The organism is Ruegeria sp. CH8 (genome assembly GCF_056536985.1).
Genome location: NZ_JBQFQR010000003.1, coordinates 252,677 through 273,668 on the forward strand (window position 1 = coordinate 252,677; position 20,992 = coordinate 273,668).

General features: G+C 60.1%; 20 protein-coding genes and 2 pseudogenes. 21 read left to right on the plus strand and 1 reads right to left on the minus strand.

Annotated elements, in window-relative coordinates; genetic code table 11:
* Nucleotides 1-112 precede the first annotated feature (112 nt).
* From ACR0ER_RS05010 to mltG, 4 genes are all read left to right on the plus strand, one after another.
* On the plus strand, nt 113-652 hold the full coding sequence (locus ACR0ER_RS05010; RefSeq protein WP_170329214.1) for a GNAT family N-acetyltransferase: 540 nt from the start codon (nt 113-115) through the stop codon (nt 650-652).
* Nucleotides 653-772: 120 nt separating this feature from the next.
* Nucleotides 773-1,516 carry a 1-(5-phosphoribosyl)-5-[(5-phosphoribosylamino)methylideneamino]imidazole-4-carboxamide isomerase gene (locus ACR0ER_RS05015; protein WP_480767980.1) on the plus strand — a complete coding sequence of 248 codons (744 nt, stop codon included), beginning with the start codon at nt 773-775 and terminating at the stop codon, nt 1,514-1,516.
* Between the two features lie 205 nt (nt 1,517-1,721).
* Nucleotides 1,722-2,987 (plus strand): beta-ketoacyl-ACP synthase II, encoded by a 1,266-nt coding sequence (fabF, locus tag ACR0ER_RS05020; RefSeq protein WP_480767981.1) that lies wholly within the window; start codon nt 1,722-1,724, stop codon nt 2,985-2,987.
* The gene (gene mltG / locus ACR0ER_RS05025; RefSeq protein WP_480767982.1) at nt 2,988-4,148 is read left to right on the plus strand and encodes an endolytic transglycosylase MltG; all 1,161 of its coding nucleotides are present in this window, start codon (nt 2,988-2,990) and stop codon (nt 4,146-4,148) included. It abuts the gene before it with no gap.
* 37 nt (nt 4,149-4,185) lie between these two features.
* On the opposite strand, the gene ACR0ER_RS05030 is transcribed toward mltG, so the two are convergent.
* A complete protein-coding gene (locus tag ACR0ER_RS05030; protein ID WP_480767983.1) occupies nt 4,186-5,442 on the minus strand; it encodes a DEAD/DEAH box helicase in 1,257 nt (418 codons plus the stop codon).
* 995 nt (nt 5,443-6,437) lie between these two features.
* Here ACR0ER_RS05030 and ACR0ER_RS05035 point away from each other — a divergent pair.
* The 17 genes and pseudogenes from ACR0ER_RS05035 (at nt 6,438) to ACR0ER_RS05115 (ending at nt 20,986) form a co-directional block, all read left to right on the plus strand.
* Nucleotides 6,438-7,808 carry a DNA-packaging protein gene (locus ACR0ER_RS05035; RefSeq protein ID WP_480768023.1) on the plus strand — a complete coding sequence of 457 codons (1,371 nt, stop codon included), beginning with the start codon at nt 6,438-6,440 and terminating at the stop codon, nt 7,806-7,808.
* 100 nt (nt 7,809-7,908) lie between these two features.
* Complete coding sequence (locus ACR0ER_RS05040) at nt 7,909-8,562, plus strand: hypothetical protein (RefSeq protein ID WP_480767984.1); 654 nt, start codon at nt 7,909-7,911, stop codon at nt 8,560-8,562.
* A 172-nt stretch (nt 8,563-8,734) separates the two neighbouring features.
* Entirely contained in the window at nt 8,735-9,907 is a 1,173-nt protein-coding gene (locus tag ACR0ER_RS05045) for a phage portal protein (RefSeq protein ID WP_480767985.1), read from the plus strand.
* A complete protein-coding gene (locus tag ACR0ER_RS05050; RefSeq protein WP_480767986.1) occupies nt 9,900-10,118 on the plus strand; it encodes a GTA head formation protein, RCAP_rcc01685 family in 219 nt (72 codons plus the stop codon). Before ACR0ER_RS05045 ends, ACR0ER_RS05050 begins: the two co-directional genes overlap by 8 nt.
* 26 nt (nt 10,119-10,144) lie before the next feature.
* Complete coding sequence (locus ACR0ER_RS05055) at nt 10,145-10,690, plus strand: HK97 family phage prohead protease (RefSeq protein WP_480767987.1); 546 nt, start codon at nt 10,145-10,147, stop codon at nt 10,688-10,690.
* A gap of 35 nt (nt 10,691-10,725) precedes the next feature.
* Nucleotides 10,726-11,904 (plus strand): phage major capsid protein, encoded by a 1,179-nt coding sequence (locus ACR0ER_RS05060; protein WP_480767988.1) that lies wholly within the window; start codon nt 10,726-10,728, stop codon nt 11,902-11,904.
* 174 nt (nt 11,905-12,078) lie between these two features.
* A pseudogene (locus tag ACR0ER_RS05065) lies at nt 12,079-12,678 on the plus strand (head-tail connector protein).
* On the plus strand, nt 12,675-13,013 hold the full coding sequence (locus ACR0ER_RS05070) for a phage head closure protein (RefSeq protein ID WP_480767989.1): 339 nt from the start codon (nt 12,675-12,677) through the stop codon (nt 13,011-13,013). The pseudogene ACR0ER_RS05065 and the gene ACR0ER_RS05070 overlap by 4 nt, the downstream one beginning before the upstream one ends.
* A pseudogene (locus ACR0ER_RS05075) lies at nt 13,010-13,424 on the plus strand (DUF3168 domain-containing protein). Before ACR0ER_RS05070 ends, ACR0ER_RS05075 begins: the two are co-directional and overlap by 4 nt.
* Nucleotides 13,425-13,444: 20 nt before the next feature.
* The gene (locus ACR0ER_RS05080; RefSeq protein WP_480767990.1) at nt 13,445-13,858 is read left to right on the plus strand and encodes a phage major tail protein, TP901-1 family; all 414 of its coding nucleotides are present in this window, start codon (nt 13,445-13,447) and stop codon (nt 13,856-13,858) included.
* A 4-nt stretch (nt 13,859-13,862) separates the two neighbouring features.
* On the plus strand, nt 13,863-14,180 hold the full coding sequence (locus ACR0ER_RS05085; protein WP_480767991.1) for a gene transfer agent family protein: 318 nt from the start codon (nt 13,863-13,865) through the stop codon (nt 14,178-14,180).
* Complete coding sequence (locus tag ACR0ER_RS05090; protein WP_480767992.1) at nt 14,177-14,386, plus strand: rcc01693 family protein; 210 nt, start codon at nt 14,177-14,179, stop codon at nt 14,384-14,386. Before ACR0ER_RS05085 ends, ACR0ER_RS05090 begins: the two co-directional genes overlap by 4 nt.
* A complete protein-coding gene (locus ACR0ER_RS05095) occupies nt 14,373-15,035 on the plus strand; it encodes a phage tail tape measure protein (RefSeq protein ID WP_480767993.1) in 663 nt (220 codons plus the stop codon). The genes ACR0ER_RS05090 and ACR0ER_RS05095 overlap by 14 nt, the downstream gene beginning before the upstream one ends.
* 16 nt (nt 15,036-15,051) lie before the next feature.
* Complete coding sequence (locus ACR0ER_RS05100; RefSeq protein ID WP_480767994.1) at nt 15,052-15,684, plus strand: phage distal tail protein, Rcc01695 family; 633 nt, start codon at nt 15,052-15,054, stop codon at nt 15,682-15,684.
* Nucleotides 15,684-16,571 carry a DUF2163 domain-containing protein gene (locus ACR0ER_RS05105; protein WP_480767995.1) on the plus strand — a complete coding sequence of 296 codons (888 nt, stop codon included), beginning with the start codon at nt 15,684-15,686 and terminating at the stop codon, nt 16,569-16,571. The genes ACR0ER_RS05100 and ACR0ER_RS05105 overlap by 1 nt, the downstream gene beginning before the upstream one ends.
* The gene (locus ACR0ER_RS05110) at nt 16,568-17,014 is read left to right on the plus strand and encodes an NlpC/P60 family protein (RefSeq protein WP_480767996.1); all 447 of its coding nucleotides are present in this window, start codon (nt 16,568-16,570) and stop codon (nt 17,012-17,014) included. The genes ACR0ER_RS05105 and ACR0ER_RS05110 overlap by 4 nt, the downstream gene beginning before the upstream one ends.
* On the plus strand, nt 17,015-20,986 hold the full coding sequence (locus ACR0ER_RS05115; RefSeq protein ID WP_480767997.1) for a baseplate multidomain protein megatron: 3,972 nt from the start codon (nt 17,015-17,017) through the stop codon (nt 20,984-20,986). It abuts the gene before it with no gap.
* Nucleotides 20,987-20,992: the final 6 nt, after the last annotated feature.

Consider the following 20,992-nt stretch of genomic DNA (forward strand, 5'->3'; position numbering starts at 1 on the left):
CCGGGCAACGGAGGCGCCGTTTTTTTGTGCGTTGTGGATTTCGGGCTTGTCAGGATAAGGCTTCGTTCGCAACGATCGCCTTTGAGGCACAATAATCCAAAGCGGGCAGGGCATGATGCGATCCACCCCGACGATAAACACTTCGCGCCTGATGCTTTGCGGCATGCGGCCCGAGGATTTCAACCGGTTCGCCGAGATATGGCGCAACCCCTGTATCGTGCGACATATCGGTGGCAAGCCACGATCGCGCGGTGAGGCGTGGGACTCGTTTCTGCGCAACGCCGGGCATTGGCAGATGGCCGGATTTGGGCAATGGGCGGTGCTGCAACAATCGAATCGGGCAATGATCGGTCAGGCCGGGTTTTTCTATGGCAATCGAGCGCTGGGCGAAGATTTTGACAGCTTCCCTGAAGCGGGATGGATTTTGGTGCCAGAGGCTCAGGGGCAGGGGCTGGGATTTGAGGCCGCTCAGGCGGCCCACGACTGGTTTGATCGCATCATGCCGGGGCCGTTGGTTGCAATGGTAAATTCGGCGAATTCAGTCTCGCAGAAACTGGCCGAAAAGCTGGGTTATTCCGTGATGCGAGAATGCGAATACAACGGTACTCCGGTCGTTTTGCTGCGGCGGAACGGTCCACCCGCACGCAGGTAGTCTCAATTTGGGTGTGATGCCGCAAAATGTCCTCAGTTTGCCGAAACTGGTAATATTCGCGTTTGTTCCGGTCTGTATGATACTGTGAATTGCAATGCGATTGAGCGGAGGAGCGTGCTCATGAGGATTTATCCCACTATGGAACTGCAGAACGGCCGGTGTGTGACACTGGAAAAAGGCCGTCTGGATGAAGCAATGATTTGGCATGTGGACCCCGTTGAAACCGCGCGTGGTTGGTCGGCCGCTGGTGCGGGGTGGATGCAACTGACCGACTTCGACGCGATCGAAGGACGGGATACAAACGTCGAACTGGTTGAAGAGATTATTCGCTCGTCTGAGATGTCGGTGCAATTGGCTGGCGGTATGCGTACCCGCGAGCAAGTCGAGCACTGGATCGACAAGGGCGCAGGGCGTATTGTCATCGGTACGCTGGCTGCTTGGGATCCGATCCTAGTCAAGGAACTTGCTAGGCTTTATCCGGATCAGATCGTTCTGGCTGTGGATGTCTGGCAAGGGCAGGTGATGACCGAAGGTTGGCGCAGCCAAAGCGCTTTCACCCCGGAAGCCTATATCGAGGCGTTCGCCGATACCCCGTTTGCCGCCATTTTGGTGACGGATATCGACAGCGACATGGAAGATGTCGAGGCACAGTTGGGCCTGATTTCCGGTCTGGCAGAAAAGTCCCGTACGCCGGTCATCGCCAGTGGTGTGGTACGGACTTCGGATGATATTTCGCGTTTGGCTTATATCCCGAATATTTCGGGCGCGATTGTTGGCCGCGCGCTGTTCCGTAAGTCGATTGATCTGGCCGACGCGCTGGAAGTGGCGCAAGCCGCACATGAACCGGTCGCGCAGTTCCAGTAGCTGACGGACAAACTATAAGCCGTCTGTTGCCCTTCTGGACAACAGGCGGTTTTTTCAATTCTGAACCGTTCTTGTGATTGCAAGCAGAGTTTCTTTTCGGTTTTGGCAGGATGCTGCCGGAAAGGAATATGCCGTTGCTCTTGCCCCCGGCCCCCGGGCCGGGGTATGAGCGGTTCTCAAACAGGAAGCAGGCAAGAGGCATTTCATGCGCAGAGTCGTTGTAACCGGTCTGGGATTGGTCACTCCTTTGGCCAGCGGGGTCGAGGAAACTTGGTCACGGCTGCTGGACGGAGAATCCGGTGCGGGTGCGATCACTCAGTTCGACGCTGAGGCAAGCGGGGTCACCACGACCTATGCCTGCGAAGTGCCGCGCGGAGACGGGACAAACGGAACCTTCAACCCCGACGACTGGATGCCGCCGAAAGAGCAGCGGAAGATCGAAGACTTTATTCTGTTTTCGATTGCCGCAGCTGAGATGGCCTGCAAGGACGCCGATTGGTTGCCCGAGGACGAAGAGGCGCGCCTGCGCACAGGCGTTCTGATCGGATCCGGTATTGGTGGGCTTGGGTCCATCGCGAACACGGCCAACTTGATCCGCGATAAGGGCCCGCGCCGCGTGTCGCCCTTCTTTATTCCCGGAGCACTGATCAACCTGGCCTCGGGTCAGGTGTCGATCCGCCATGGGTTTAAAGGGCCGAACCACTCTGTCGTGACGGCTTGTTCGACCGGTGCGCATGCGATTGGCGACGCCAGCCGCATCATCCGCGCTGGTGACGCGGATGTTATGGTTGCGGGCGGAGGTGAGGGCTGTATCTGCGAAATCGGCATTGCGGGCTTTAACGCGTGCAAGGCGCTGTCGACCAAGTATGCCGACGATCCGAAAAAGGCGAGCCGCCCCTATGATGTCGACCGCGACGGGTTTGTCATGGGCGAAGGCGCGGGTATCGTCGTTCTGGAAGACTACGAGCACGCCAAGGCGCGCGGCGCGAAGATTTACGCCGAGGTTCTGGGGTACGGCATGTCGGGTGACGCCTATCACATTACCGCGCCGTCCGAGGATGGAGACGGAGCCGAGCGTTCGATGAAAGCCGCGCTGCGCAGCGCCGGGCTGGAGCCGAAGGATCTGGACTATATCAACGCGCATGGCACTTCGACCATGGCGGACACGATCGAACTGGGTGCGGTGGAACGTCTGCTGGGCGACCACGCAGCAAACGCGACCATGACCTCAACCAAATCGGCCACCGGCCACCTGCTGGGTGCGGCTGGCGCGATTGAGGCGATCTTCTCGATCCTCGCGATCCGCGATCAGGTTGCTCCGCCGACGATAAATCTGGACAACCCGGCGGTTGAAACACCGATTGATCTGGCACCCAACGCCAAACGCGAGCGTGAGATCAACGTGGCCCTGTCGAACTCGTTCGGCTTTGGCGGCACTAACGCGAGCGTGATCTTCGGAAAGGTCAGCTAAATGTGGCGGGCTTTGGCATCGAACGCGCTGACCATCCTGGTGGTCGGCCTGTTTCTGATCGGCGGTCTGATCCTTTGGGGGCAGTCGCAATATAAGTCCGAGGGCCCGCTGCAAACCGCTATGTGCCTGCAGGTCAAAAGCGGATCCAACATGACTCGCGTTAGCCAGCAGCTTGAGGATGAGGGCGCCATCAGCAGCGCCATGATTTTCCGGATGGGTGCAGACTACACCGACAAGGCCCAGCAACTGAAAGCAGGCAGCTTTCTGGTGCGTGAAGGTGCGTCGATGGAGCAGATCATCGACGAGATCACAAGCAGCGGCGCCAGCACCTGCGGGTCTGAGATCGAATATCGCATCGGCGTCACGCGGGTTCAGACCCGAGTACGCGAACTGGACCCGGCCACGCTGGACTTTGTCGAAATCGCCAGCTTTGAGGCCGGTGAAGAAGAAGCCCCTGCCACATACACTGAAAAGCGTCAGGATTCCGACACCCGCTATCGCGTTTCGGTTGCTGAGGGTGTGACCTCCTGGCAGGTGGTTGAGGCGCTGAAGGGTATCGACGCGCTGACCGGAGAGGTGTCCGAGATACCGGCCGAGGGTCTCCTGGCCCCCGACAGTTATGAGCTGGCTTCGGGCGATGACCGGACTGCTTTGCTGCAGGACATGCAAGCGAAGCAACAGTTGCGGATCAACGCGGTCTGGGAAAACCGGCAGGATGATTTGCCGATCAGCAGCCCCGAAGAGATGTTGATCCTTGCCTCGATCATCGAGAAAGAAACCGGTGTTCCTCATGAGCGGGGACAAGTGGCCAGCGTCTTTGTGAATCGGCTTGAAAAGGGCATGAAGCTGCAGACGGACCCGACCGTGATCTACGGCGTCACCAAAGGCCAAGGCGTGCTGGGTCGTGGCTTGCGGCGGAGTGAGCTTCGCCGGGCAACGCCATGGAATACTTACGTAATCGATGGTCTGCCGCCGACACCGATCGCTAATCCCGGGCTTGCAAGCCTCGAGGCTGCTGTGGCGCCGGAAGAGACTGACTATGTCTTCTTTGTTGCGGATGGTACAGGCGGGCACGCCTTTGCGGAAACTCTGGACGAGCACAACCGCAACGTTGCCAAATGGCGAGAGATCGAAGCCGAGCGAAACAGCTCGAGCAACTAAGAAAAAGGCCGCGTTGAAAAACGCGGCCTTTTCTTTGTTATGCGGCAGGGCGTCGGTGTGGACGGCGACGTTTGGACGGCGCGGGTTTTGACGCCTCATTTGCCCCGTGCGGTCTACGGCCCCTGAAGCCGCCACGCTTGCGCGGTTTCTTGGGTTCAGCGAACTCGGGCATGGTGCCGCTGGCGACCGGAATTTCGATCTTCATCAGCTTTTGAATCTGGCGCAACTGGTCCAGTTCATCCGGTGCGCAAAAAGCGATGCCTTCGCCCTCGCGCCCGGCGCGGGCGGTGCGACCAATGCGATGGACATAGTTGTCGGGCACCTCGGGCAGGTCGTAGTTGATCACGTAGGCTACGCCCGGAATGTCGATGCCGCGCGCGGCAACGTCGGTGGCGACCAGCACGTTGATCTCTCCGGCGCGGAACGCCTTGATCGCGCGGTCGCGCTGACCTTGGCTTTTGTTGCCATGGATCGAGGCGGCGTTGAACCCATCCGCCACAAGGCCTTTCATCAGTTTCTCAGCCCCGTGCTTGGTGCGGGCAAAGACCAGCGTCAGAGCATCCATGTCTGCTGACAGAACTTGGCGCAGCTTCCGCGGTTTTTCAGCCCGGTCGAGGAAGTGAACCGACTGTGTGATCTTGTCTGCGGCCTTGCCCGGGGGCGAAACCTGCACCCTCTGAGGGTTGGTCAGATAGGACTGGCTTAGTTCTTCCATCAGTTTCGGCATCGTCGCCGAAAACAGCATGGTCTGGCGCGGTGTGCCCAATGCCGGTTCGATTTTGCGCAGGGCGTGGATAAAGCCCATGTCCAGCATCTGGTCGGCCTCGTCCAGCACCAGATGGCGGACCGTGCTGAGGTCAACGGCGCCACGTTCCAGCAGGTCGATCAGGCGACCGGGCGTGGCGACCAGAATGTCGGTGCCGCGCGACAGGAACGAGATCTGTTTACCGATGGATTGCCCGCCGACCACGGTGGCCACGCGCAGCTTCGTCTTTTTGGTCAGGTTGCGCAGGCTTTCGGCGATCTGGTTCACCAACTCGCGGGTGGGCGCAAGGATTAGGGCCTTGACCGATTTGGGGACAGGTTTGCCGGGTTGCGCTAAAAGATGGTCAATCAGCGGCAGGCCGAACGCCAGCGTTTTGCCGGTGCCGGTCTGGGCCAAACCAAGGATGTCGTGGCCCTGCAGGGCCAGCGGGATCGCCTGGTTCTGGATCGGCGTGGGTTGGGTAAAGTTCGCGCGTTGCAGCGCGTCATTCAGGGCCGGGGCAAGGCCCAGCATGTCGAAGTCGAACAAGTATCATTCCTTTTTGATCCGAAACGGTTTTCCGCACCGGACAAGAGCAAAAGGCCACGCCAACAGCGCAACCGGCAGGGTTTCTGCGAGGCCTCGGGGCATACAGGCGAGTCCTGTACGTCCGGCCGTCGCATCAAGAACCCTGCGTGAAGGGGAACTAGGAGATGTGTCGTGCGCTGTGGGGGCCGTTACGGCCAGATGCTCACGCGTCAGCGCTTGGTTTGCGGCACATGCGGCCTGCGCGCAGATTTGTCAAGCTTTGATGTGGGGCACCGATGGGGCCGAGACAGGATAAGATCGTATCCCCGACTTTACCTGATCCCAGCGCAATTGTGTTCAATGCGTTAAAAGTTCCTGCAGCGGAGTATTTAACTAAGACGGCGAAGACACGCACATTCTCCATTCGAAAGGGAGGCTCACCGCCTCATCGTCAGCCTTTCCCGATACGCGAATCCCATCAAAGGAACGCAATGAATAGGGCGTGCCCCCCGGTTTTCGTACCTAGAACAGCGGCCTTACGGGCTGGCAATCCAAACGGTTTGCGTGGGGGCGTTCAAGCTTTCTTAACCCGGTGCGTTCTTTGGGTGTTGCGCCCCTGTTGCGCAAATCATTGACTTCGTGCGCTTATTCTCGTATAAGTTGTGTCATGCTAGAAGAAGTGGGCAACGGCCCCGGGGGAACCCGGTGGCCGTTTTTCGTTTCTCTCGTGCGGAAAAACTCACGCATGAGGTCACAGGCAAACATGACTTTGATTACCCCGGAAGAGCGGATGTCACAGACGGCAGAACTTTTGCAGTCGCTTGAGACGTCCATTCGCGGTTTGCGCCAGGCAGCGGAAGAACTGCGCAGGCAAATCGGAACCGGGGAGGATGCAGACCTGGCTGGAACAGCCAAGCAACTCGGTCAGTTAGAGGGGCTGATCCGAAGTTGTCAGAAAGTGGAGACAAGCTTTGTCGAACAACATCACAAACAAGCCGGAATTGCCCAAGGGGGATATGCGCTCGACCTTGAGCGCACTCGACTTGAAATCGGGTGCAGGTTGGCTCGCCTCCGCCGATGCTGCGGTTCGGGACAGGTTTCTGAGTGAGATCGGGGAGGGGGGGCTATGCGCCCTCCCTTTCCTGTTCGAGTTCTGGGCGCTGCCGCATCAATTGCCGCCTGAGGGCGACTGGCGGTCCTGGGTGATCATGGGCGGGCGCGGTGCCGGTAAAACGCGCGCGGGGGCCGAATGGGTGCGGTCGATGGTCGAAGGGTCGAAACCGTTGGATCGCGGAGAGGCCAGTCGGGTGGCGCTGGTCGGTGAGACTTTCGATCAGGTGCGCGATGTGATGATTCTTGGCGACAGCGGGATATTGCACTGTTCGCCACCGGACCGGCGACCTCAGTGGAAGGCTTCGGAACGCAAGCTGATCTGGCCCAACGGGGGCGAGGCGCAGGCGTTCTCGGCGCATGATCCCGAGGGGTTGAGGGGGCCTCAGTTCGATGCCGCTTGGGTGGACGAATTGGCCAAGTGGAAAAAGGCCGAAGAGACTTGGGATATGCTGCAATTTGCGTTGCGCCTGGGTGAGCGGCCGCGGGTCTGCGTGACGACCACTCCGCGGAATGTGAGGGTTCTGAAGGCGCTGCTGGTGTCACCCTCGACCGTTCAGACCCATGCGCCGACCGAGGCGAACCGGGCCAATCTGGCGGACTCATTCCTGGCCGAGGTACGGGCGCGCTATGCGGGCACCCGGTTGGGACGACAGGAGTTGGACGGGGTATTGCTATCGGATGCCGAGGGCGCGTTGTGGACCGGCTCGATGCTGGACGCGGCGCGGGTCGACAAGGTGCCCGAACTGGACCGTATCGTGGTGGCACTGGATCCTGCGGTGACGGCGGGATCGGATGCGGATGCCTGCGGGATCGTGGTTGTCGGCGCGCAGCTGCAGGGGTCGCCCGAGGACTGGCGCGCCTATGTTCTGGCCGACTGGACGGTGCAGGGCGTCGGTCCGGCAGGTTGGGCGCAGGCAGCGATCGATGCCATGGACGAATTCGGGGCCGAGAGGCTGGTGGCTGAGGTCAATCAGGGCGGGCAACTGGTGGAAGAGGTCGTGCGGCAGGTGGACCCTCTGGTCCCGTTCCGGGCTGTGCGGGCCTCACGTGGCAAGGTCGCGCGGGCTGAGCCTGTAGCGGCGTTGTACGAACAGGGCCGCGTGTCTCACGTGGCCGGGCTGGACGCGCTGGAGGAACAGATGTGCCAGATGACCGCGCGGGGGTTCGAAGGGCAGGGCTCACCTGACCGCGTCGACGCGCTGGTCTGGGCGCTGCATGAGTTGGTTGTGGGGCCTGCGGGGGCGTATCGGCGGCCTAGGGTAAGGGCTTTGTGAAACGCAGACCTCCCACGGAACATAGTGGATTAGAAGGGTTGATGTTTCTGACGCCGTTTTTATCTGGTTTCAATGTCTTACGCGTTGTATGGCCAAGCACATGTCACTCGTTACAGTTACACCCCTTTGCAGCCTCGAATTAGACGAAATCCTTACCCCAAAAGAACGTCTGATTTGGTCAGGTCGCCCGGGTTATGGTTTGAAACTTTTGCAGACTGTAGGCGAAGAACGGAAATTGCAGATATTTGTTTTGATCGCTCTTATAGTTCTTTGGGCAACGTTTCCATTTATCAATACTGATCCGGATGCCCGCTTCGGTCGATCGGAAGCTATGTGGCTACTTGGTAGTGCGACTCTAGCCTTGCTTTCGTTCTCAGCCTATCTCGCAACTCAACGCCAGTTTGTTTTGGGCAATTTGATTTATTATATTACAGACAAACGCGTCGTCATTTGTCGCTATGGGCGAAATTGGAGATTTAGCACTCGGCTTTTTGTCGTTTCATGCGAGCATTCGACGACGTTTCCGTATGAACTGCTTCCCACTCGACCTTTTCCGTCGCTTAGAGTAGGAACGCTGCTTTCAGACGAACAAGTTCAATTGTTTGGCTTCGGTCTCTCTCATTCCGGGCATCCGATACGCTTCGACCGTGGAATCGAGCCGATTTTTTTGGACTACCTACAGAATGCCCAGCAATTGCTTGAGGTGATAGAATCTTGCTCGGGGCGAGATGTAACAACAAGTAGCGCACAATAGCGACTGGCCGAGTCTTCGACCAGGCATCGCCCTCCTAGGATGGCCTCATAGTCTCGCAGGGTTGATCCGTTGCCCAATCCCCGTACGCTCAATTCCCGAGGCATAAACTCATTTCCGTCATAACTCCTTTCAACAAGCCGGAAACAGCGGCGACAGAAAGGAGCATCTGGACATGGTATTCGATTTCTTGCGTCGTGGAGCGGCCGGGGAAGCACCAGAAGCAAAGGCCAGCGCAGCGGGGCCGGTGGTAGCCTGGCAGACGGGCGGGCGTGTGGCGTGGAGCCCTCGGGACACGGTGACGCTGACGCGGACGGGGTTTTCCGGAAATCCGGTGGGGTTCCGCTCGGTCAAGCTGATTGCCGAGGCGGCAGCGGCTTTGCCTCTGGTTCTGCAGGACCGTGAACAACGTTATGAAGCGCACCTCATTCTGACGCTGATGCGCCGTCCCAACGCAGCTCAGGGCCGGGCTGAGTTGATGGAGGCCGTATTTGGTCAGCTGCTGCTGTCCGGTAACGCCTATATCGAGGCGGTTCAGGCCGAAGGCGGGTTTCCGGAAGAACCGCATGTCCTGCGCTCGGACCGGATGAGCGTGGTGCCAGGGGCCGATGGCTGGCCCAAGGCGTATGACTACACAGTCGGGGGTAAGACCCATCGTTTTGCCGCCGATGCCATCTGCCACATCAAGTCCTTCCATCCGCAGGACGACCATTACGGGTTCTCGCCTATGCAGGCGGCGGCGATGGCGATTGATGTGCATAACAGCGCGTCTCGGTGGTCGAAATCGCTGCTGGACAATGCGGCGCGGCCCTCGGGGGCGCTGGTCTGGAAGGGTGGCGACGGCCATAGCGTGATGGCTGAGGACCAGTTCCGCCGTCTATCGGACGAGATAGAGCAGAACTATCGCGGCGCACGCAATGCCGGTCGACCGATGGTTCTGGAAGGGGGGCTAGATTGGAAGCCGATGGGCTTTTCCCCATCGGACATGGAGTTTCAGAAGACCAAGGAAGCCGCCGCCCGCGAGATCGCGTTGGCCTTTGGGGTCCCGCCGATGTTGCTGGGGATCCAGGGTGATGCGACCTATTCGAACTATCAGGAGGCTAACCGGGCGTTCTATCGCCTGACCGTGCTGCCTCTGGTGACGCGGGTGGCGGCGGCGGTGTCGGAATGGCTCTCGGGCTATACCGGCGAGGATCTGGTGCTGAAACCGGATCTGGATCAGGTGCCCGCACTGGCTGCTGAGCGGGATGCGCAGTGGGCGCGGGTCAGCCGGGCGGAGTTTCTTACCGATGCGGAGAAACGGTCTCTGCTGGGCCTTCCGGCGCTGGCGGAGGATGCGGATGGCTGAGGGGTATCCGCCATTCGACTGCGCGCCGGGCCTGCGTCTGGCGGCGCATGAGAGGGTGGCTGAGATCCAGCATGCACACCTGTGCCGCAGGTTGGATCAAATCGAAGAGATGATGGAGCGGCTGGAGAAACGGTTGTGGCTGACGGTCTATGGCGTCGCGGCGGTGATCCTGGCGCAGGTGTTTCAATCGTTCCTTGCGGTCACGCCGTGAAATCAAAAGCTTACGAGGAGATATTCATGGACTTGGAACGCAAGTTTGCTCGGTTCGGAGACCGGCTTTCGGTATCCGAGGATGCGGTGATCGAAGGCTATGCCAGCTTTTTCGGTCAGGCCGATCAGGGCAGCGACGTGGTGCAGAAAGGTGCCTATCGTAGTTCGCTGGCCGGGCTGGAAAAGGCGGGTCAGCGGGTCAAGATGCTGTGGCAGCACGACCCGGCACAACCCATCGGGGTCTGGGACGAAGTGCGCGAAGACGACAAGGGCCTTTGGGTCAAAGGACGCCTGCTGGAAAGCACGCAAAAGGGCCGCGAGGCGGCGGAACTGATCCGTGCCGGTGCGATGGATGGCCTGTCGATTGGCTATCGCACCAAGCGGGCCGTGAAGAATGACAAGGGCCAGCGGGTCCTGACCGAACTGGAGCTGTGGGAAGTGTCGCTGGTGACCTTCCCGATGCTGCCCAGTGCGCGGGTGGCGGCAAAGGGTTTTGACCCCGAAGCCGACGAGACCCTGCGCAGCATTGCCGAGGTGTTCAATGACGCCCGGCAGGAGCTGGCGCGACCCTAGCGCGCCTCAAACCCACCCAAGAAATGGAAGTGCTGATGAGCAAGACCGAAACCCCGGCCTTGAACGGAGAGGGTGCGCCCCTGGTTCAGGAGGTGAAGCAGGCGATGGCTGGCTTCGTGAATGAATTCAAGGGTCTGAAGGCTGAAATTAATACCAAACTGCAACAGACAGAAGAGCGACTGACCATGCTGGATCGTAAATCAACCATCGCGGCGCGTCCGCACCTTGCGGCCTCGATCGAAGACGGCGCACCGCATCAGAAGGCTTTTGACGCCTATGTGCGTTCGGGCGAAGATGACGGCCTGCGCGGGCTTGAGATGGAGTCGAAATCGCTGTCCAGCGCCGTCAACAGCGATGGTGGTTATTTGGTCGATCCACAAACCGCCGAGATCATCAAATCGGTACTGAAATCCACCGCTTCGATCCGCTCGATCGCGTCAGTGGTAAACGTAGAAGCGAATTCGTTCGACGTGCTGATCGACCACACTGATGTAGGCGCAGGTTGGGCCGATGAAACTGCGGCTGCGACCGAAACCGCGACTCCGTCGATCGACCGCATCTCGATTGCGCTGCACGAACTGAGCGCGTTGCCTAAAGCCTCGCAGCGTTTGCTGGATGACAGCGCGTTTGACGTCGAAGGCTGGCTGGCGGGTCGCATCGCCGACAAATTCGCCCGCGCCGAGGCAGCTGCGTTCATCTCGGGCGATGGCGCCGACAAGCCGAAAGGCATTCTGGATCACACCACGGTCGACAATGATGTCTGGGCCTTGGGCAATATCGGCTACGTGCCCACCGGCATCGACGGCGGTGTCGAGGCGGATGCGATTGTCGACGTGGTCTATGCGTTGGGCGCCCAGTACCGCGTTAACGGCACCTTCGTGATGAACTCAAAAACTGCTGGTCTGATCCGAAAACTGAAGGACAGCGATGGCCGCTTCCTGTGGTCGGACGGACTGGCCGCGGGTGAGCCTGCGCGTCTGATGGGCTATCCGGTGCTGATCGCTGAGGATATGCCGGATGCAGGTACCGACAGCTTCTCGATCGCATTCGGTGACTTCCAGGCTGGTTACACCATCGCTGAACGCCCCGACCTGCGCGTCCTGCGCGACCCGTTCAGCGCCAAGCCGCATGTCCTGTTCTACGCAACCAAGCGCGTTGGTGGCGACGTGAGCGACTTTGCCGCGATCAAGTTGGTGAAATTCGGCACCGCCTAACGCGGGTTGAATCTCCGGGGAGCTTCGGTTCCCCGGGGCGACGGGCGCGGGCCGGGGTGAGATCCTCTGCGTTGTCTAGCTGCTCCCCTCCGTCCGAGCAACGTGGGGCGGTGCGCGCCCGTCAATTCCTGAAGTGACGACCCCCGGAGGGGGTCGAGATTGCGGAGTGAATGGATGATGTTGATCGAAAAAACCGCCATCGCGGATGCGGCGCTGCCGGTGGATCAGTTCAAGACGCATCTGCGGCTGGGAACGGGTTTCACCGAAGACAGCGTGCAGGACGAAGTGCTGATGGGCTTTTTACGGGCCGCCATTGCGGCGATTGAAGCGCGCACCGGCAAGGTTCTGATTGAGCGCGGTTTTTCGTGGAGCCTGAGCAGTTGGCGGGATCAGGCGGCCGAGGTTCTTCCCGTGGCTCCGGTGGCGTAGATTGACGCGGTGACCGTGACGGATGTGGCGGGAGGCGAAAACGTCGTGGATGCGGGCGCGTACCGGTTGGAACAGGACAGCCAGCGCGCCCGGTTGCGCCCGGTGGGTTCGAGCCTGCCGGCGATCGCGACGGGCGGCGCGGTGAAGATCGCCTTCACCGCCGGCATGTCCTCCGATTGGGGCGGTTTGCCCGCCGATCTGGGGCAGGCAGTGCTACTGCTGGCGGCGCATTACTACGAATATCGTGATGAAACAGCGCTGGGCGCAGGTTGTATGCCCTTTGGCGTAACCAGCCTGATTCAGCGTTACCGTACCGTGCGTTTCGGCGCAGGAGTAGCGCAATGAAGGCGCCGCAACTGAATCGAAAGCTGTTGCTGGAGGCACCGGTGCGCAGCGCCGATGGCGCGGGCGGCTACACCGAGACTTGGCAGGCGCTGGGGACAGTTTGGGCGGAGGTTACCGCGCGCAGCGGGTCCGAGCGGCAGATCGCAGGCGTTTCGGTTTCACGCGTCGGATATCGCATCGTGGTTCGCGGCGCGCCGGAAGGATCGGCTATGCGGCCCTCGCCGGATCAGCGTTTTGCGGAAGGCACACGGCGTTTCGTTATTCGTGCGGTCGCTGAACGCGACCCCCGCGGCAAATTCCTGACCTGTTTCGCAGACGAAGAGGTGGCGGCATGAGCTACGGCGTTTCAGCTGCTTTGCAGGCGGCGTCCTTTTCAGCAGCTTACAGGGGATGCTCAGGTCAGCACGCTATCCGGCGGCTCTATCTATGACGCGGTTCCTGCTGGTTCGGTGCCACAGACCTACGTGACGCTGGGTCCGGAAGAAGTGCGCGATGCCTCGGACCGGACGGGTGCCGGGGCGGCGCATCGGTTCACGGTGTCGGTTGTGTCTGAGTCCGCAGGTTTCGGCGCGGCCAAGACGCTGGCAGGCGCGGTGTGTGACGCGTTGGATGGCGCGGCTCTGGTGCTGGATCGGGGCCGACTGGTTGGGCTGTGGTTCGAGCGTGCTTCAGCCCGGCGTACGGGAACCGGCGGCGCAATCCGCCAGATCGACCTGAGATTCCGCGCACGCGTGGAAGACGACTAAGCAATCAACGGAGAGAGAATTTGGCTGCCCAGAACGGAAAAGACCTGTTGGTCAAAGTGGATATGAACGGCTCGGGCTTGTTCGAGACCATCGCGGGGCTGCGGGCCACGCGGGTCAGTTTCAATGCGGAAAGTGTGGATGTTACCAGCCTTGAAAGCCAGGGTGGCTGGCGCGAGCTGCTGTCGGGGGCAGGTGTGAAATCCGCTGCGGTTTCGGGCTCGGGCGTGTTCAAGGACGCGGGCACCGATGAACGTGCGCGCCAGCTGTTTTTTGATGGTGAGACACCGAATTTTCAGGTGATCATTCCCGACTTCGGCATCGTCGAGGGCGCGTTTCAGGTGACGGGTATCGAGTATGCGGGCTCGCACAATGGCGAGGCGACCTATGAGATGAGCCTGGCCAGTGCCGGTGCTCTGGCCTTTACGGCGCTGTAATCCGATGGCCAATCCGTGGACGGGCGAAGTGGCTTTGACCATCGATGGGAAGCGGCGGGTGCTCAAGCTGACGCTGGGCGCTTTGGCGGAATTGGAACAAGAACTGGGCACCGGGTCGCTGGTGGAACTGGTGCAGCGGTTCGAAGGCGGCGCGTATTCCAGCGGCGATGTGCTGGCGCTGATCGTGGCGGGGCTGCGGGGCGGCGGGGCTGATGTAGCCCGTGCCGATCTGCTGCGCGCCGAGATCGACGGCGGTCCGATGGCGGGCGCGCGCGCAGCGGCCGAGCTGCTGGCGCGGGCCTTCATGGTGCCGGAGCAGTGAGCGGGTTCGACTGGCCTGCACTGATGCGGGCCGGGTTTATCGGCCTACGCCTGACGCCGGAACAGTTCTGGCGTCTGACCCCGGCCGAGCTGCGGCTGATGCTGGGGCAGGACGCGGGGATGCCGTCGATGAACCGGGCGGGACTGGATGCCTTGCTGGCGGCCTACCCGGATAAGAAACAAGGAGATCGTGATGACAGATCGTGACGGGTTGGACGACCTGCAGGAACGGGGCGAGGCGCTGGGCGACTCGCTGGGGGATGCGGCGTCGATGGCCGCGGCCTTCGACAACCAGATGAAACGGATCAGCGCGGCCTTCGAAGAGACCGGCAAGGATGTCGCCACGTTGGAGCGCGGCATGTCCGGCGGTTTGCGCAAGGCCTTTGACGGTGTGGTGCTGGACGGGATGAACCTGTCGGATGCGCTGGACGTTCTGAAGAACTCGATGATCCGGACGGCTTATTCGGCCGCGATCCGGCCGGTGACGGATCATTTTGGCGGAATGCTGGCCAACACGGTCGGCGGTCTGGTGCAGGGCATATTGCCGTTCGCTGACGGCGGCAGTTTTTCCCAGGGGCGGGTGATGCCCTTCGCCAATGGTGGCGTGATCAACGGCCCTACCATCTTCCCGATGCGCGGCGGCACCGGGTTGATGGGTGAGGCTGGTCCCGAGGCGATCATGCCTCTGGCGCGTGGTCCGGATGGCAAGCTGGGCGTGCGCACCTCAGGCGGTGGGCGCGCGGTGAACGTGGTGATGAACATCACAACCCCCGACGTTCAGGGGTTCCGTCGCAGTCAGGGCCAGATTGCTGCACAGATGAACCGCGCTTTGGGTCGCGGCAATCGCAACAGGTAACACGAGGGAGCAGGTCATGAATTTCCACGAAGTCAGATTTCCCGCCAGCCTGAGTTTTGGCTCGGTCGGTGGCCCCGAACGGCGCACGGATATCGTGACGCTGGCCAACGGGTTCGAAGAACGCAACACGCCCTGGGCGCATTCTCGGCGGCGGTATGATGCCGGTTTGGGCATGCGGTCGCTGGACGAAATCGAAACACTGGTGTCGTTTTTCGAGGCGCGCCAAGGGCAGATGTTCGGCTTTCGCTGGAAAGACTGGTCGGATTACAAGTCTGGTGCGGCAACCGTAGAGGTGTCGCAGGACGATCAGGTCATTGCCCGTGGCGACGGTACTTCAACCGAGTTTCAACTGGTCAAGACCTACAGCTCTGGTGGTTTCAGTTACGTTCGTCCGATCGTCAAACCCGTTCTTGGGACGGTCAAGGTCGGTGTCGAGCAAGATCAAATGCGCGAAGGCGTTGACTTTGATGTCAATCTGAACACCGGACTAATCAGCTTTATGGTTCCCCCGCCAGAGGAGGTGGAAATCACAGCAGGTTTCGAATTCGACGTTCCGGTCCGCTTCGACACCGACAGGATTCAAACCAGCGTCGCCAGCTTTCAGGCCGGAGATGTGCCCAACGTTCCAGTGGTTGAGGTGCGCGTCTGATGAATGGAGATAAGCAAGGGTTGCAGGTCCACCTGCAAAGCGGGCTAACAACGACCTGCCGCTGTTGGGCGATCCGGCGCGCGGACGGGCGGGAATATGGGTTTACCGACCATGATATGGAACTGAGCTTTGACGGGGTAACCTTTAAGGCCAGCACCGGACTGACGGCTGCTGCAATCGAACAGGCCACCGGGTTGTCCGTAGACAACTCTGAGGCTATGGGCGCTTTGTCCGACGCAGCCGTCAAGGAAGAGGATATTGAGGCTGGCCGGTTTGACGGTGCGGAGGTGCTTGCATGGCTGGTCAACTGGGCCGCACCCGAGCAACGCATGCTGCAATTCAGAGGCTCCATCGGAGAGATGCGCCGCGCGGGTGGCGCGTTTCACGCCGAATTGCGCGGTCTTACGGATTTGCTGAACCAGCCTACAGGTAGGATCTATCAGAAACCCTGTACCGCAGTTCTTGGCGATAGTGACTGCAAATTCAACCTGGGCACTTCGGGCTTCCGTGTTGAAGCCCAAGTTGTGAGTATGAGGGGTGGCAGTACCTTGCAGCTGAAAGGTGCCGGCGCTTGGGACACGGGATGGTTCAAACGCGGCAGGCTGGATGTAGTGTCTGGGCAGGCGGTTGGGCTTTGGGATTCGATCAAGCTGGACGAGCAGGTCTCAGGCGGGCGCAGTGTTTCTCTGTGGTCTGGGATCAATGGAGGTCTGGCAGTTGGAGACCGGGTCAGGCTGACGGTTGGATGCGACAAACGCATGACGACTTGCCGCCGGAAATTTAATAATTTGCTGAACTTTCAGGGTTTTCCGGATCTTCCCGGCGAAGACTGGATGATGGCCACTCCCAAACAAGGCAATCCGAACAGGGGGGGAAGCAGACGATGAGCGCGCGCAGACAGGATATTGTGGATGAGGCGCGTAGTTGGCTGGGGACTCCGTATGTGCATCAGGCTTCGGTCAAGGGGGCGGGCACGGATTGTCTGGGCTTGCTGCGAGGTGTGTGGCGTGCGCTGCTCGGGCATGAACCAGAAGCGGTTCCAACCTACAGCATGGACTGGTCCGAACCTCAGGGAGAGGAACGGATGTGGGCCGCAGCCCGCCGTCATCTGATCGAAAAGAACCCCAGCGATGCGGCTGCGGGTGATGTTTTGCTGTTCCGGATGCGGGATGGGCAAGTTGCCAAGCATGTCGGGATCGCCAGTACGACTGGGGACGTACCGCGGTTCATTCACGCCTATTCCGGGTATGGCGTTGTCGAAAACACTCTAAGCGACCCCTGGCACCGCCGGGTGGTCGCCTGTTTTGAATTCCCGCTGGAGGGCAAGTGAATGGCAACAATAGTTCTGTCCGCAGCAGGGGCCGCGATTGGCGGCGCGATAGGTGGCACCGTTGCGGGTCTTTCGACGGCAGTTATTGGTCGCGCAATCGGTGCAACGCTGGGCCGGGTCATCGACCAGCGGCTGATGAGCCAATCGGTCATGGGGGGCGGAAGCGAAGTCGTTGAAACTGGGCGTCTTAACCGGTTTCGCCTGACGGAAACTGGCGAAGGCGCCCCAGTGGCCACGGTTTTCGGACGTATGCGCGTGGGTGGTCAGGTCATCTGGGCGTCGGATTTTCTGGAAACCAAAAGCACAAGCACGACCACGCAATCCGGCGGTGGCGGTGGTGGGGGTAAAGGCTCTCCCAAAGCGCCTGAGGTTACAACCACCACGCACAGCTATAGCTACTCGATTTCTCTGGCCATCGCGGTCGGTTCTGGCCGGATTTCGGATATCCCCCGCATCTGGGCGGACGGAGAAGAACTTGAACGTGCAAGTCTTAACATGCGTTTTTATCGCGGCGACAACCGCCAATTGCCTGACCCTTTGATTGAGGCCATCGAGGGTGCGGGCAATGTCCCAGCGTATCGAGGAACAGCCTATGTGGTGATCGAGGATCTGCAACTGGCGTCTTTCGGAAACCGCGTACCGCAGTTTTCGTTCGAAGTTGTGCGGCAGGAGCAATCGGGCTTGCCGGATACTCCGGACGCATTGTCCAATACGATCCGTGGCGTCGCGCTGATGCCTGGAACCGGTGAGTACGCTTTGGCTAGCGAGCAGATAAACTATACCAAAGGCAGGGGGAGGAGCTGGGCTGCGAATGTCAACTCATCCTCGGGGAAGCCGGATCTGGTAACTGCAACCCGGTCTCTGCGAACAGAGCTGAAATCCTGCGAAGCGGCCTCATTGATTGTGTCTTGGTTTGGTGATGATCTGCGATGCGGAACCTGCCAGCTCCAGCCGAAGGTTCTGCACAAGAACATCGAAGGTAAGAACATGCCCTGGCGCGTGGCTGGGGTGGACCGCGACTCTGCCAAGCGCGTTCGGCACAAGGGAGGTCGCCCTGTTTATGGCGCAACACCTTCTGATCAGTCGGTGGTGCAGGCGATTAGGCATCTGAAAAGTATCCGCAAGCGGGTGATGTTCTATCCGTTTATTCTGATGGACCAGTTAGAGGGCAACGGGCTGTCCGATCCTTGGTCGGACGCAAAAATTCAACCGCACTTGCCGTGGCGCGGTCGGATCACATTAAGCGATGCTCCGGGGCGCAATGGCTCGCCGGATCAGTCCGCAACAGCGGATGCGCAGGTGGATGCGTTTTTTGGCAATGCCCGCGCCAGTGATTTCGCCATCAGCAATGGCGATGTGTCCTATACCGGCCCGCAGGAATGGAGCTTGCGACGGTTTATCCTGCACTACGCGGCCCTGTGCAAAGCCGCCGGTGGCGTGGACTCTTTCTGCATCTCGTCAGAGATGCGCGGGTTGACACAAATCCGTGGGGCGTCCGGTTTCCCTGCCGTATCGCAATTGCGAGCGTTGGCCGCAGAGGTGCGTAAGATTTTAGGATCGGGCACAAAGATCGGTTACGCGGCGGATTGGAGCGAATACTTTGGCTATCAACCCAATGATGGTTCCGGGGACCGGTATTTCCATCTTGATCCGCTTTGGGCTGATAAAAACATCGATTTCGTCGGTATCGACAACTATATGCCGTTGTCTGATTGGCGAGACGGCTTGGACCACTTGGATGCTCAGGCCGGGGTCGATGCGATCTATGATCTCGACTATCTTCGCGGCAATATCGAAGGCGGCGAGGGATATGATTGGTACTATGCCTCCCCCGAAGAGGCTGAGGCCCAGATACGCACGCCAATTACGGACAGTGAACACAATGAACCGTGGATTTGGCGGTATAAAGACTTGCGCAATTGGTGGTCGCACCGGCATCACGAGCGCATCGGGGGTGTTCGGCAGACGAACCCGACAGATTGGGTGCCCGGATCCAAGCCGATTTGGTTCACAGAACTGGGTTGTGCGGCCATCGATAAAGGGACTAACCAGCCGAACAAGTTCCTGGATCCCAAATCCTCGGAATCCCGCCTGCCAAAGTACTCAAACGGGCTGCGTGACGATTTCATGCAGCTGCAATACCTAAAGGCGATGCTGGGCTATTGGTCGGATCCGAAGACAAACCCGATATCGGAAGAGTATGGTGGTCGGATGGTGGACATGGCAAACGCCTATGTCTGGGCCTGGGATGCACGCCCGTTTCCCACTTTTCCAAACCTGCGCAGCCAGTGGAGCGATGGCGTCAATTACCCTCGTGGCCATTGGTTGAATGGGCGGTCAGGGTCGCGCACTCTAGCCTCGGTTGTCACGGAAATCTGCCACGGGGCAGGGGTAACGCATATCGATGTGTCGCGCCTCCATGGCGTTGTGCGGGGATACGCGATTGAGGATGTGACCACTGCCCGCGCCGCGTTGCAGCCGCTGATGCTGCGCTATGGTTTTGACGCAATTGAACGCGACGGTGTTTTGCTGTTCCAGATGCGTGATGGCCGCAGAGCGATTGAGTTGGATAGCGATCTGCTGGCCGAAAGCTCTGACATCGAAGGTCGGGTCGAGTATCGGAGAGAGGCCGAGGCCGAGTTGACTGGCCGCGTACGGTTGAGGTTTGTGCAGTCGGATGCCGACCATGATTTTGTGTCAGAAGAGGCCGTCCTGCCGGATACCCGGACGCATTCGGTGTCGGTGAATGAGGTACCTCTGTCGATGACACGGGCCGAGGGTCGCCAGACCGCTGAACGCTGGTTAAGCGAAGCGCGCGTCTCGCGCGAGACGGCCCGGTTTGCGCTGCCGCCGTCGATGCTGCAAATCGGTGCCGGGGACGTTGTCACTTTGGCCAAAGACGGGCAGGGTGCGCGGTACCGTATCGACCGCTTAGAACAGGCAGATCTGCAACTGGCCGAAGCGGTGCGGATCGAAACCGGTGTATACGCTCCGTCCGATTTGCCTGATGATGAGGTGACTGCGAAGCCCTTTATCGCGCCGGTTCCTGTCCTGCCCGTGTTCATGGATTTGCCGCTGATCACCGGGTCGGAAGCACCACATGCCCCCTATCTGGCCGCCTCGGCAAATCCCTGGCCCGGCAGCGTTGCCGTGTATTCGGCGGCGAGTGACGAGGACTATGCGCTGCAGGAGGTTATTTCGGGGCAGGCAGTTATCGGTTTCACTGAAACGCCACTCTGGCGGGCAAGTGCCGGTATCTGGGACGAAGGTGCGCCGTTACGGGTAAACTTGGTCGACGGGCTGTTGGAATCCCGCCCGCGTGAGGCGCTGTTGAACGGTGCCAACCTCGCGGCTATTGGTGACGGGACACCGGGAAACTGGGAGGTATTCCAGTTCGCCGACGCCACGCTGCAGGAAACCGGGATTTATACCCTGTCCGGGCGTTTGCGTGGCCAATTGGGGACAGACGCAGCGATGCCGGATGTTTGGCCCGATGGGTCAATGTTCGTCCTGCTGGATCAACGGGTTTACCAAACAAGCCTGCTGCGGTCCGAGCGGCGAGTGTCCAAACATTATCGCATCGGCCCGGCGACACGAGGTTATGACGATCCGTCCTTCGTCCACCTTGTTGAGGCCTTCGACGGCAACGGATTGCGCCCCTACGCGCCCGTGCATCTCAGGGCTGTTTCAGATGGCACAGGCGACCAGGTGACATGGATACGCCGCACCCGGCTGGATGGGGATGATTGGGCTGGTCTGAACGTGCCGCTGGCGGAGGAAAGCGAATCCTACCTTGTTCAAATTCGCGTCAACGGCACGTTGGTCCGGGAACAGGTTGTGAGCGAGCCGAACTGGTTCTATTCGACCGCGGCACAAGCGGCGGATGGGGTAAGCGGTGCCTATGAAGTCAGGGTGGCTCAGGTCTCAGCCAGCTATGGGCCGGGCCTGCCCACCAGCCTGACAGTTGGGTAAGCCGCG